This is a genomic window from Klebsiella sp. V115_8 (assembly GCF_029967715.1).
GTDB classification, from domain to species: Bacteria; Pseudomonadota; Gammaproteobacteria; order Enterobacterales; family Enterobacteriaceae; genus Klebsiella; species Klebsiella quasipneumoniae.
Genome location: NZ_JASCAR010000023.1, coordinates 61,405 through 74,904 on the forward strand (window position 1 = coordinate 61,405; position 13,500 = coordinate 74,904).

General features: G+C 61.5%; 7 protein-coding genes. 1 reads left to right on the forward strand and 6 read right to left on the reverse strand.

The annotated features are described in order from the left end of the window. Nucleotides 1-173: 173 nt before the first annotated feature. Nucleotides 174-1,103, forward strand: a complete 930-nt coding sequence (locus tag QLG03_RS07910) for a sugar kinase (protein ID WP_048335523.1) — start codon at nt 174-176, stop codon at nt 1,101-1,103. 54 nt (nt 1,104-1,157) lie between these two features. Here QLG03_RS07910 and QLG03_RS07915 read toward each other — a convergent pair whose 3' ends face one another. The 6 genes from QLG03_RS07915 to bcsB form a co-directional block, all read right to left on the reverse strand. After that, nucleotides 1,158-2,660, reverse strand: a complete 1,503-nt coding sequence (locus QLG03_RS07915; RefSeq protein WP_023291289.1) for a pitrilysin family protein — start codon at nt 2,658-2,660, stop codon at nt 1,158-1,160. Nucleotides 2,661-2,879: 219 nt separating this feature from the next. Beyond that, nucleotides 2,880-4,166: a dicarboxylate/amino acid:cation symporter gene (locus tag QLG03_RS07920; protein WP_023291290.1), complete on the reverse strand. Its 1,287-nt coding sequence runs from the start codon at nt 4,164-4,166 to the stop codon at nt 2,880-2,882. A 156-nt stretch (nt 4,167-4,322) separates the two neighbouring features. Then, on the reverse strand, nt 4,323-6,329 hold the full coding sequence (gene hmsP, locus QLG03_RS07925; RefSeq protein ID WP_064154933.1) for a biofilm formation regulator HmsP: 2,007 nt from the start codon (nt 6,327-6,329) through the stop codon (nt 4,323-4,325). Between the two features lie 243 nt (nt 6,330-6,572). Next, a complete protein-coding gene (gene bcsC, locus QLG03_RS07930) occupies nt 6,573-10,052 on the reverse strand; it encodes a cellulose synthase complex outer membrane protein BcsC (RefSeq protein WP_255989267.1) in 3,480 nt (1,159 codons plus the stop codon). After that, complete coding sequence (gene bcsZ / locus QLG03_RS07935) at nt 10,034-11,143, reverse strand: cellulose synthase complex periplasmic endoglucanase BcsZ (protein ID WP_023291293.1); 1,110 nt, start codon at nt 11,141-11,143, stop codon at nt 10,034-10,036. The genes bcsC and bcsZ overlap by 19 nt, the downstream gene beginning before the upstream one ends. A gap of 3 nt (nt 11,144-11,146) precedes the next feature. Beyond that, nucleotides 11,147-13,498: a cellulose biosynthesis cyclic di-GMP-binding regulatory protein BcsB gene (bcsB, locus tag QLG03_RS07940; protein WP_072421084.1), complete on the reverse strand. Its 2,352-nt coding sequence runs from the start codon at nt 13,496-13,498 to the stop codon at nt 11,147-11,149. Between the last annotated feature and the right edge of the window lie 2 nt (nt 13,499-13,500).

The following is a 13,500-nucleotide window of genomic DNA, read 5'->3' on the forward strand; positions in this document are numbered from 1 at the left end:
TCACGTCAGTCCTGAATATAGTCAAAAAGCGGCGTTTCTCCTGGAAATGCGCTTTTCGTCACATTACGCGCGTCAGGTCAAAAAAATAATGGAACGATGTTTTAATATGATTGACCAGCAAAACAGCGCAGCGCACACTAGCGCTTATATCGATTCCATTGCAGGTTCTGGCTATGTCTAAAAAAATTGCCGTCATTGGCGAATGCATGATTGAGCTGTCAGAGAAGAACGGGGCCGTTAACCGCGGCTTTGGCGGCGATACCTTAAACACCTCGGTCTATATCGCGCGGCAGACGGATGCCAGCGCGCTGAGCGTCCACTACGTCACCGCGCTGGGAACCGATGCGTTCAGCCAGCAGATGCTCGACAGCTGGCAGCAGGAAAACGTCAACACCAGCCTGATCCAGCGGATGGCCGACCGCCTGCCGGGGCTGTATTACATTGAAACCGATGACGCCGGCGAGCGCACCTTCTACTACTGGCGCAACGAGGCGGCGGCAAAATTCTGGCTGGAGAGCGATCGCGCGGCGGCGATTTGCGAAGAGCTGGCCACGTTCGACTATCTCTACCTGAGCGGCATCAGCCTCGCCATTCTCAGCCCGGCCAGTCGTGCCAGGCTGTTCACGCTGCTGCGTGAGTGCCGCGGCAACGGCGGCAAGGTGATCTTCGACAACAACTATCGCCCGCGCCTGTGGGCCAGCCAGGCGGAGACGCAGCAGGTCTATCAGGAGATGCTCGCCTGCACCGATATCGCGTTTCTGACCCTCGATGATGAAGACGCGCTGTGGGGGGAAAAACCGGTCGCCGAGGTGATCGCCCGCACCCACGCCGCCGGCGTGGAAGAGGTGGTGGTGAAGCGCGGAGCGGATGCCTGCCTGGTCTCGGTGAGCGGGCAACCGCTGCAGGAAGTGCCGGCCGTCAAGCTGGCCAAAGAGAAAGTGGTGGATACCACTGCCGCCGGCGACTCCTTCAGCGCCGGCTATCTGGCCGTGCGCCTGACCGGCGGCGATGCTGAATCCGCCGCCAGACGCGGACATCTGACCGCCAGTACGGTGATCCAATATCGCGGGGCGATCATCCCCCGGGAAGCAATGCCGCAATAATCCTCACCTGTAAGCGCTCTCCGGCCGCCGCTGGCGCGCCGGAGAGGCGTCAGGTTACTGCCCCGACGGGATGTCGCTGGCCTCGCTGTGGGCGTCAACCGTATCGGCGCTGCCGCTGGTCGCTGCGGTCGCCGGACTCGGCGCCATCAGTTTTTCCCACGTGGCCTGCAGCTCCTTCATGTTGTATTCCGGTTCGCCTTTCGGCTGCTGCAACACCAGCGCCATATCCTGAGACAGTTGCTGACGCAGGTACTGGTTCAGCATGTCCACCGTCAGGGAGTTGAGGAACTCCTGACGCAGCTTCTGGTACTGCTCCGGCGCGATATCCACCACCTGATTTTGCAGGGAGCGCATGCGCTGGCTCATCAGAATGTCGGTATCGGTGCGCGCATAGGTGGCAAACAGCTTCTGCAGCTCGAGGCTTTTCTGAGCGATAAGCGCGTCAAACTCCTCCTGCGGCAGGCCGTTGTCGCGCACTTTCGCCAGCTCGCGCGAGACCACGCTCAGGTTGTTATTCAGGCGCTCGCCCGGCGATTCGATATTGATGGCGCACTGCGCGCGCTGATAGAGCACCCGGCAGTCAAAACCAAGACCAATATCCTTGACGTTATTTTTGCTCAGGCTCTGCTGCACGTGCCAGAACAGCGCTTCGCGGGCGAGGTCGTCGCGCCAGTAGCGCTGCAGCGCCGCGGAGTCGCGGATCGGCTGCCAGGGGGCGTCCCACATGATGGACAGTTTGTCCTGGCGCACGGCGCTGGTCATGATGCTGACCGGCACGGTGGGCAGCGGCGATAAGGTCGGCACCGCCGCGGGCGTTTCCCGCTTGCCCTTCAGATCGCCAAAGGTTTTGCTGATTTGCTCAGCGACGCTGCGGCTGTCGACGTTACCCACCACGATCAGCGTCATGGCGTCGGGGGTGTACCATTTTTGATAAAAGTCTTTCAGATGCGCCACGTCGATCGGCTGCTTCAGCGGCGCGGCGGGATCGTGGCCCAGCATGGTGGAGCCCTTGAGGCGATAGCGCCACCAGCCCTCTTTGGTATCCAGCGGCCAGGTCGCCACCATGTCGTTGCCCTGCAGCGCGTGATTGATCGATTCAGGCGTAATGGTCAGTTTACCGCTGGCGTCCGCCAGCCAGCTCAGCGCCTCTTTCAGCAGATCGTTGCGGTTATTCGGCAGGCTGAGATTAAACATCGTGTAATCGTAGGAGACGATGGCCGGCGGCAGAGGACGCTTCGGGTCAATACTCTGCTGCCACAGCGAGCGCGCCTGCATCGTCGGCAGGCTGCCGCTTTGCGTCAACGCCAGACGGGGAATAAAACGGCTGAAACCGCTCTGCTGAGTGCTTTCGCTCAGCGAGCCAATATTCACGGACAGACGGACTTCGATACGGTCGCTGGGACGCTGCGGCGTGGCCAGCACCTGCCACGACAACCCATTCGCTAAGGTCCCTTGTTGCCAGGCCGGATCAGGCTGGAGCGCTTCTGCCTGCACATAACCGGCCGCCGCTACCATCAGCAAACCGCCCGTTAAGAGTTTAATTGTTGTGCCCTGCATGTGAACCCCTGATGAACATTCCTGGTTACAACAGCATCCCACTGACGGGCTGCCGAAAAAAGTGAGAGTGAAATACGTCGGTTAGACCACACGGAGACGAAAATGTCGCATGACAACGTAAAATAATCATTTCGTGTCATTCCCGCCGGGCGGAAATGACCTCTAATTATGCGCAGGAGCCCGTACTCCAGCAAGGGAGTACGGGCCTAAGAGGAGGATTTAAGAGGATAATTCGTGCGTTTTGTTCGCGGGAACACGGTTATTCAGCACATCATCCATCTGTTTGGCATCGAGTTCTTTAACCCATTTCGCGACCACCACCGTGGCGACGCCGTTACCCACCAGGTTAGTCAGCGCACGGGCTTCGGACATAAAGCGGTCAATACCGAGGATCAGCGCCAGGCCAGCCACCGGTAAATGCCCGACGGCCGAGATGGTCGCCGCCAGCACGATGAAGCCGCTGCCGGTCACTCCCGCCGCCCCTTTCGAGGAGAGCAGCAGCACCACCAGCAGGGTGATTTGATGGAAAATATCCATATGGCTGTTGGTCGCCTGGGCGATAAAGACCGCCGCCATCGTCAAATAGATAGAGGTGCCGTCGAGGTTGAACGAATAGCCGGTCGGGATCACCAGGCCCACCACCGATTTACGACAGCCGAGCTTCTCCATCTTGTCGAGCATGCGCGGCAGCGCCGATTCGGATGAGGAAGTCCCCAGCACGATCAGCAGCTCTTCGCGGATATAGCGGATAAATTTAAAGATGCTGAAGCCGGTGGCTTTGGCGATTGACCCCAGCACCACCACCACGAACAGAATACAGGTGATATAGAAGCAGATGATCAGCTGGCCCAGCTGCACCAGGGTGCCGACGCCATATTTACCGATGGTGAAGGCCATGGCCCCGAAGGCGCCGATCGGCGCCAGGCGCATGATCATATTGATGATGCCAAAGATGACCTGCGAGAAACTTTCAATGACGTTGAAAATCAGCTGGCCCTTGCTGCCCAGACGATGCAGGGCAAAGCCAAACAGAACGGCGAACAGCAGAACCTGAAGGATGTTGCCGCTGGCGAAGGCGCCAATGACGCTGCCCGGGATCACATCCAGTAAAAAGGCCACCACCCCCTGGTCTTTCGCCTGCTCAGCGTACACCGCCACCGCTTTCGCATCGAGCGTCGACGGGTCGACGTTCATCCCGGCCCCCGGCTGCACCACGTTGACAATAACCAGACCGATAATCAGCGCGATGGTGCTGACCACTTCGAAATAGAGCAACGCCACCGCCCCGGTACGGCCAACGGCTTTCATGCTCTCCATTCCGGCGATCCCCGTCACGACGGTACAGAAGATAACCGGAGCAATCACCATTTTAATCAGCTTAACGAAGGCGTCGCCGAAGGGTTTCATTTGCGCGCCCAGTTCCGGGTAAAAATGGCCCAGCAGAATACCGATCGCTATGGCCGTCAGAACCTGGACATAGAGGCTTTTAAAGATAGAGGTTTTCATAGGGTGTCCTTTGGGAATAACCACAGAGCAAGAAGGGATATTTGGCGTCTGTGGCTTAAAAATAACACCCTGGAAACATTTCAGAAATAACTAACGTCGAAAGTGCAACGCGATTGTTAAAATCTTTGAGCTGACTCGCACAAGTCAACAAAACATTTACAAATTTGCATCTTCCCGGACCGGGGATAAATAGCGGGCGCTGAACGCCTCCTGCGGTAAAGCGCAACCGAACAGGTGTCCCTGGAGCACCTCGACGCCGGCGGCTTGCAACCAGCGAGACTGGTCTTCCGTTTCCACCCCTTCCGCCACAATGCGCAGCGACAGGCCGCGCGCGAGCTGGATTATCGCCGGCACCATGCTGACATCCTCCGGCAGCATATCGATGAATACCTTATCAATTTTCAGAATATCCACCGGCAGAGCCTTCATCTGCTGCAGCTGGTGCAACCCGGCATAACCCATGCCAAAATCATCCAGCGCAATCCGCACGCCGGCCTCGCGCAGAGGCCGCAACCGCGCCATCACATCCTGCGGATCGTCCATCCGGCAGCTCTCCGTCACCTCAAGGATGAGGGTGCCCGGCGCAATGCGGTAGCGGGCGATCAGCTTCAGCATCTCCTCGCCACGGTCGTGCTCCAGCAGCTGGAGCAGGGAAACATTGACCGACAGCGGCAGCATAATGCCCTGGCTTTGCCAGGCGGCCAGCTGGCGGCAGGCCTCTTCCATCACCCAGTAGCCGACCGGGATAATCAGCCCGCAGGACTCAATGCGCTCAATCAGCGCCGGCGGTAGGGACCAGCTGCCATCCGCCTGCCGCTGGCGCAGCAGCACCTCGGCGCCGCAGAGCTCGCCGCTGGCGCAGGCCACCTGCGGCTGCAGCCAGATCGCGAACTGCTGGTTGTCGAGGGCGGTCATAATTTCGTGCTCTTCCATCAGGCGGCGCTGAGCCTTTTCCATCTGCTCGGGATCGAAGAACTCAATCTGATTTTTACCTTTGCGTCTTGCGGTGACCGCGGCCGAGACCGCGCGCCGGTAAAACTGTTCGGCGCTGAGACCGGGGTGGAACATGGCGATCCCGACGCTGGCGTAGGGCCGCAGCTGCAGACCATGCAGCGGTAAACGTTCATTAATAATAGTGAGCACTTGCTTACTTATCGTCACCGCCTGCCAGGATTCGGCGAGGCCATCGGCGAGAATGGCGAAGTCATAGCCGCTTACCTGGGCCAGCACCATCTGCGGCGGGATCGCGGCGCGCAGCTTCTCCACCAGCGTCAGGAGCAGCATTTCGCGCTGGCTCTCCTTGAGCACGCCGGCGGCGTCCTGCAGGGTTTCACAGGCGACGACGATCAGCGCGGCGCTCTGCGGGCGGGCCACCGTCTGCTCCAGCATCGCCAGCAAAAAGGCTTTATTCGGCAGCTCGGAGACAGGGAAGCGGGTCGACTGGATGGACAGCTCATCATGCTGGCGCACCAGGCTCTGCTGGTTGCGGTTATAGCTGCGCACCAGCATGCCGATCTCGTCGTCATGGTGCAGGCGCGGGAGGGTCAGCTGATGGCCAAGACGCTCCTGCTGGGAGAGATCGTTCAGCTCGCGGGCGATACGCCGCAGGGGGCGAACCATCAGCCGGTTGATGCACCAGGTGAGCGCCACCGTCAGCATTAGCACCAGAAGTAAGTAAGCAGTTACTAACGTAGCAAGGGCGCTCATGACGAATTTATACATGCGATAGGAGTCAGCCTGCAGCACCAGATAGGCCAGCGGCTGCGGGTTGGCCGGCCGCTCCAGCGAATAAATGGGCAGCGAAATCTGCACCGGCAGCTCAAACAGCCGGGTGATGGTCACCGGCACCGACCGCTCAGGGATAAACCGCATCCGCAGCGCCTGGAACTGGTTGGGCAAGACGACATCCGCCCGGCTGACGATGCCAGCAGGCTGGATACGGCTTAAAATGGCTTCCGCTTCCGGAATATCGGCTTTCAGAATAGCCGCAGACAGCGGTTCGCGAACGGATCGCGCGATACTTTCTAACTGCGTGGCCGTGGTAAAGCGACTCTGTTGCACAAAGTGAAACAGCAAAATAGTGCAAAAAACCAATACAAAGGCCATGGACACGCTCGCGACCATCGCCATCTGTTTGATTGTAAGTGAACGGCTGACGCGCAACGGTGTTCTCCACTGATACTGAATGCATACCCGGCATTAATCCTTCAATCCCGGTCGTTTCAGGCTGATTATATACTTAAATCCTTCGCCCACGCCCGCGAGGGATGAAGTGACGGGATAGCTCCGCGCGGTGGCGCAGACGCCGGAGAGACCTCCCCGGCGGCCGACGGTGGGCAACGCCTCACGAGTATACGCGAAGCGCGCCGTGGAGTGGTGCTCTGTGACGTAATTCAGCCTATTCTGCTACCAGTCGGCGTAAGGCACCAGCGGCTGGGGCGGCATATCCAGATCCCCCTGCCAGCCGGCCGCCGAATAGCGCACGTAAAGCAGCGCATGGCTCGGGGTGTAGTCCTTCGCCTGCTGAATATCGACCGCGGCGCCAACGAACCAGTTGCTGGTCACCCGCCGCTCCACCAGCGCTCTGGCGGTGTAACCGAATCCCTGGCTGCTGCCGCCCTCCTCCGTCAGTTCGCTGGCGCGCTGCCGGTAGTCGGACGGGATCAGGTTCAGCAGCGGATAGCGGGCTTGCGTCTGGGTACGCGAATGGGACCATGAGACCGATCCGCCGAGTTCCCAGGACCAGTTCTCCGTGCGCTGACGCCAGGTCACCGGCACAGCGAACGAGAGATACTCCTGCGGGCTGTAATAGCCGCCCTGGCCGAGGGTGTAACCGCTGAGATCTTTGTCGTAGTGCCAGATCATATTGTTGAGGCCGACGGTGACGCGACGATTATTCTCGTTAATCACCTTATAGTAGTAGCCGGTCATCCAGCGCACGCGCCAGTTATCCGCCACGTTTTTACCGGTCAGCGAGTCGGCCCCCAGCGAGGACCAGATACCGTGCGCTTCGCCCCGGTCATAGCTGAGGCTCACACCGCCGCCGTCGGCGCGAACGCCGCCCCAGGTGGTGCCAGTATGGCTGTTGCTGTCTTTCTGCCCGCCAAAGGAGAGCAGCGAGCTGGAGATGGGCCGCCGGTGCACATTGACCGTGTATCCCACCGGCCCGACGTCGCTGCTGTAGCTCAGGCCGCCGACCACATCGACGACATTGAAGCCCATCGGCGTGGTGCCGATATCGCCGCTCCAGGTGTCATTCTTCCAGCCGACCGCTACGCTGGCCCCGCTGTCGGTCTGATTTTTACTGCCGCTGGTACAGGCGATCTCCCCGCAGGTGCCCCAGCTGGGCGAGTAGCTCCCGTCGCTGTGGGTGGAAAAGCTGCCGGCATCCATATTGACCAGGTCGGTGCGGAAGAACATCCGGCCATCCGCCAGCGGGGCATCCACCTGCAGCATGGTGGTATGCGCCTTGAGGTCGGAATAGCCGCCGGTGCCGCTGGATCCCCAAAAGTCGTGTTCCAAGGTGACGTTCAGATCCTGCTGGCGATAAAGGTCGGCGGCATCGCTGCGGATCCCGCGCTTCAGCCAGTCATCCCGGCTGTCGTTGCGCGTCAGCCGGGTAAAGGTATCGTTATCCTGCGGCGGCGCGGGGGTGATTCCGGAGGCCACCATCGCCTCCCGGTAGTGGGTCAGCGCCTGCTGCGGCTCCCCGTTCCGGGTGGCAAAACGCGCGGCATCGCGCAGCACCAGCGCGCTCTCCATCGAGGGCGGCTGCGCCTTCGCCTGCGGCACAATCTGGTTAAAAATCTGTTGGGCGTCAGCGGTATCGCCAAGGCCGGCTCGCGCCAGGGCGACCCGCCGCTGCATATTCATGGATTCGGCCTCTGCGCCTTTCAGCTGCATGACCTGCGCCCGGGCGGCCTGTTTATCGCCCTCGGCCAGATAGACTTCCGCAAGGCCGAGGCGCGCATCGCCGTTGTCGGCTTCCTGACGCAGCACCCGCTGATAGTCGGCAATCGCCGTCTGGTTGTCCCCGCGCTGCTGGGCCCAGTCGGCCAGCGTCAGGTCATAGCGCACCGAGGCCGGCTGCTGTTTGATGAGGGCGATCGCCTGCGCTTCCTCGCCGCTCTCCCGCAGCTGGTTCGCCTGGCGCAGCACCCGGTCGCTTTGCAGACGCGCCTCCAGTTCACGAATGTTATCCGTCCATGCGCTGCGCGGCAGGGCGGCGATTTGCGCCAGCGCCAGATCGTCCTGGTCGTTCCCCGACAGGTAAAGCCCCGAGGCGTAGATCCGTTCAGCATCCTGCGGCTGGCGGTTGACCATCGCCCGCATCAGCGCATCGGCTTCCTGGCGCTCGCCGGCGCTGACCAGATCCCGCGCCAGACGATAGGTGATCCACACGCTGTCCGGCTCCAGCGCCAGGCGCCGACGCTGAACTTCTGCCGCCTGCGCCCAGTTGCCCTGACTCTCCAGAGCCTGCGCCTGTTTCTCCAGCCGGTCGTTGTTCAGGCTGCGTTCGATATCATCGATGCTGCGCCGCTGGGCGGCAGGAAGACCAGCGATCCAGGCGCTGGCTTTCTCAGGCGATTCAGCGCGATAGAGGTTGGCCAGGCCGCGCACCGCCAGATTATTCCCGCGATCCAGGCGCAACGCCTGCTGATAATAGCGCTCCGCCGCCGCCGACGCCTTGCGCGCCGCCGCGACGTCGCCCAGCCCCAGCACGGCATAGCTGTCGGTCCGATCGACCCGCTGCGCCTGGGCATAATAATTCTGCGCCTGTGAAAGCTGACCGGCCTTCAGGGCGTTATCCCCCTGCTTGATCAGCAGCCAGTAGCGGTTGGTTTGCAGCAGGCTGTCCCATTTGCCACGATTCGGGCTGTCGGGATCCATGGCAATCGCTTTATTGAGCTGGGCCACCGCCCGCGCGCGGTCGCCGCGCTGGGAATAGGCCTGGCCGAGGGCGCCCACCGCATCGCTGTCGCGGCTGTCGGCCTGAACGGCTTTCTGCAGATCCGCCACCGCCTGCGAGGTATTTCCGGATTTGACCGCCGCCAGCCCTTCCGAGCGGGCGCGGAACGTCGGATCCTGCAGCTGCGCCTGCTGCTGGTCAAGCAGGACGCGGGCGTTCGCCGCCACCGAGCCGGTAGGAAACTGCAGCAGGAATTGCTGCAACGCCTGCACGCTGGCTTTGCTCACCGGCATGCTTTTCACTTCGCTGAACCACATATCGGCAGCGATACCGCGTCCTGAGGCTGAGCGGGCCATTTCCGCCAGATAGGCGAACCCTTCCTGCGGTTTGTTATCGGCAAACATCTGCTTCGCCAGCGCCGTCAGCAGGCTGACGTTGCCCGGCGCGCTGGCGTTCAGTTTTTTCAGCTGGCTGACGCCTTCGCTATGACGGGCCGGCAGGCGCGCCACCAGCGTCCAGTATTCAATAGCGGCATCAACATCATCCGGCACGCCGCCGAACAGTTTTTCATAGGCGGCGATGGCTTCATCGACCTTCCCGGCCACGCCCAGCAGGCGCGCCTGCTGCAGCGCCTGACGGCCCTCGCCGGTGTTGCTTTTCATCTCATTGCGCGACGCCTTCAGCTCAGGGGAATCCGGCGCCAGCTTCGTCAGTCGCTCCAGCTCTTTTTGCGCCCCGGCGGTATCCCCCTGGCGCAGCAGATAGCGCATCCGCGCGGCAATCAGGTCCGGGTTGTTGGGGTCGATCAGCTCCAGACGGTATAGCGACTGGCGCACCAGGTCTTCACGATTGCTGGCCTCGCCGAGGCGCACCTGCTCCAGCAGATGTTCCTGGGCGGGCGTCGTCGCCGCCTGCGCTAACGGCAGCAGCGCGACGCCGAGGGACAGCGTGAGTAAACTTAGTGAGAGCTTGCGCATTCCTGGTTCCAGTCAGGTTGTAATTCGCCACCCGCAGTGAAACGAAAACGGTGTTGATCCCAACCCTGACCGAACAGCGTCAGGACCGCGCTGTAGTAGGCATCCGCGCCGGGATAGTTATCGGCGACGCGCTGTCGTTGCACCGACCGGGCCTCGTCGTTCTGTAAAAACGGCAGCATCACCGCGGAGAAGCCCACCGGCCCCTGGCCGCTGGTTTTACCGGTGGCGATATTCACTTTCTCCGGCGGTACCCCCTGTTCCGTGGTCTGCGCCGCCATCGGCGCAAAGCGGGCCAGCAGACGCGCTTTTTGCTTATCGCCATCATGAAGCATGCCCACCCACAGGTAGACGCGAATCGCGTCATAGCTGCCGATCAGCGGCTTCTCCGTTTTCAGCTGCCAGCCTTTCCCTTTCTCATAGCGCACCCAGTCCGGGGTAAAGCCTTTCGGCGCGGTCTCCAGCAGCAGACGCAGGTTCGTGTCGCGCAGGGTGGGCCACGGCGCGCCAAAACGCACAAAATAGGTGGCCAGCTGCGGCGGAAGATAGCTGGGGTTAAACCGCCAGCCGCTGTCGTCGGCAAAACCGACTTTTCCCGGCAGCAGCATCGTGCCAAGGCCCGGCACCGCCACCGTCTCTTCGTCAACAATCCGCGCCAGCAGCGCTTTCCCGGTCTCGGTGTACTGCGGCTGCTGCCACAGGCGCCCCGCCTCCAGCAGCGCCCAGGCTATCCACAGATCCGAGTCGGATGCCGAATTGCTGTCCAGCAGCGTCCACTGTTCGTCGTCCTTTTTCCCCCACAGCCAGCCCGGCAGATGCTGCCGCAGGTCGCCCTCCGCCAGGTTGTTCTGCGTCCAGGTCAGCAGCTTGTCGAACCCCGCGCGATCGTTGGCCGCCAGGGCAAAGAACAGGCCATAGCTCTGTCCTTCGGAAGTGGAAATTTTGCGCGCATCGCTGGGGTCGATCACCCGCCCCTCGGGGCTGACGTACGCTTTCTTAAACTGCTCCCAGGCGGGCCACTGGCAAGCGGCGCTCGCCTGGCCCGCCGCCAGTACCAGCGCGGAGAGCACCGCGCCGCAAAGTACTTTCATCATCGTTTATTCATCATCCAGGCTAAGGCGGCGGCGGCTGATAATGCGCAGCATGCGCCACAGCACCCACGCCAGCAGCACGATACTGACCGCGGCGAAGATCGCCAGCAGTATCGGGTGGTTAGAGAGCGCGAACCAGATGCGCTCGAACCAGGGCAGATGGCCGACATAGTAAACATCGCCCACCCGCAGGCTGTTGACGCCGGATTCACGGATCACCGCCACCGAGCCAAACATCGCCGCCCGCTTACCGCTGTCGTTGAGGGCGTTGGTCAACAATTCATTACCGCGCGGGCTGTCGGCCAGCAGGGCCACCACGCTACGCTGATCGTTGTAGGGCGACTGGAAGCCAATCACCGCCGCCATCGGTCCGGAAGAGGTGATGTCGGTGCGGGTGTTGGGCGTGCGGGCCTCGTCATCGGGATAAATGCTCGCCAGGTCATAGTGGCGCATCGGCATTTTCACCCAGCTTTTGGTCGCCTCGACCAGCAGGTTGATTTTGGTATCGTCCTTGAGAGACGAGGGGATCGCGCCGATCAGCAGCAGATCCGCGTCTTTATTCTTGATCTGGTTGCCATCGTCGGTCATTTGCAGATTAATCGCCGCCAGGCCGGTCTGCGAACCGATGCCGCCCAGCGCCTGCAGCAGCGTCGCCACCTGGCCCTGGGTCGGCGCCTTCGGCACCACCACCAGGGTGTCGGCGAGGTCAGCCATTCGGCTGTAAGGGAAGCCCGCATTGGCGAAGACGCGCAGGTCCGGCAGCGCAATAAAGTGATAATACTTCGAGAAGTCGATGGTCGAATCGTCGCCGATCACCACATGGTTCTGCACCGGCTGGAAGGTAATACAGTTGTCGATGGAGCCGCCGGGCATCGGGTTCATGTACTGGAAGTCAAAGCGCAGCTGGTTCACCGCCCCAAGACGCAGCGCGGGGATGGTGACCTCCGATTTGCCGTCCAGCAGCCCCTGCAGCACCGGCAGGCGCAGGATCAGTTTGTTCACGTCCTGGGAGCTGTTAAGGCTGAACGACTGCAGGAACTGGTCGTTGAGGCTGATATCCATCCGCGAGCTGTCCTTCACCGGCGGCATGGTGTAGCGATATTTCAGATCCATATCGATGCCGTTGGCCCGCAGCAGATAGAGATCCGGCGGCAGGTTAAGCGCCACGGTGATGGCATCCGGCACCAGCCCGCTGGACTGCAGCTGTTGTTCATAGGTTTTCAGCTCAGCAAAGGTGACCGAGCGGTCGGTGCGCACCCAGTTTGGCGCATCGTATGGCTGCCGCGGCTGCAGGGTTTTGATGCCATCCACGGTGACGCTGCTGCCGCGGAACAGAATATTGCCCTGGGCAATCCCCTTCGCCGCCAGCAGCAGGTCTTTATCATCGCGGCCGAAAATCACCAGCAGCTTGACGTAAGGATCGTTCGGGTTGTCGATCATTTCGATGGTCGGCGCGTTGACCGGCGGATGATCGCGCAGGAAATCCGGACGCTTGTCGTTGGTGGCGAAGACGATGGCGTTACGATCCGGCAGTTCGTTGAAATAGACCGGGAACTGCTGGCCGCGCCAGCCGGCCTTGCTGCCGAACCATGAGGCGATAATCGCCGCCGCCTGCTGCTGGGCCACCGCCGGCGAACCCGGGAAAATCATCGGCAGCGTCAGCGGGCGGTTGTCGCGCGGATCGTAGAACGGCACCGGGAAGTGCGACAGATCGTTATGCACCTTCAGCGACTGGTAGGTGAGATCCAGATAGCTTTCGCGCCCGACGTCCAGCCATAGCGTGCTGCTGGCCGGGTTTTCGCAGACATCGCGATAGTGGCCGACAAACTCCAGCCGTATGCGGTTGAAGTCGGTGATATACAGCGGGTCAATCGGCAGCTGCGCGCGGATCTTTTTCCCCAGTTGCTCTTTGGTGACGGGCAGAACGCCCATCAGCTCATCGTTGAGATAGACTTTCAGCTGCGACTGCACGGGCAGCAGCGAGGGCGACGGGGTATATTCCAGATTGAGCAGCGCGTTGGCGACCAGCTCATCGCTGCGCATGCCGAATTCGACCGAGGCGTCAGGCCGTGAGCCGCGCAGCACAATGCTGCCCGGAGGCGGCGCGATGGTGGCAAAGGTCAGCTTCACCTCCCGCTGCGGGATATTCTCGGCGACCACCGCCGGTGCGGTCGGTTCGGCGAGGGTCGCCGTCGGCTCGCCAATCGTCACCGGCGCGGGCGCGGGCGGGGTGGCCGCCTGCGGCTGAACGCCAGGAGCCGGGTTCACCACGGCGGCCGGCGCCGCGTAAGAGGCCAGCGGATACCAGCTGCACATGCCCACCGCTACTGCACACATCCAGGAAAGTTTTCTTTTCATCG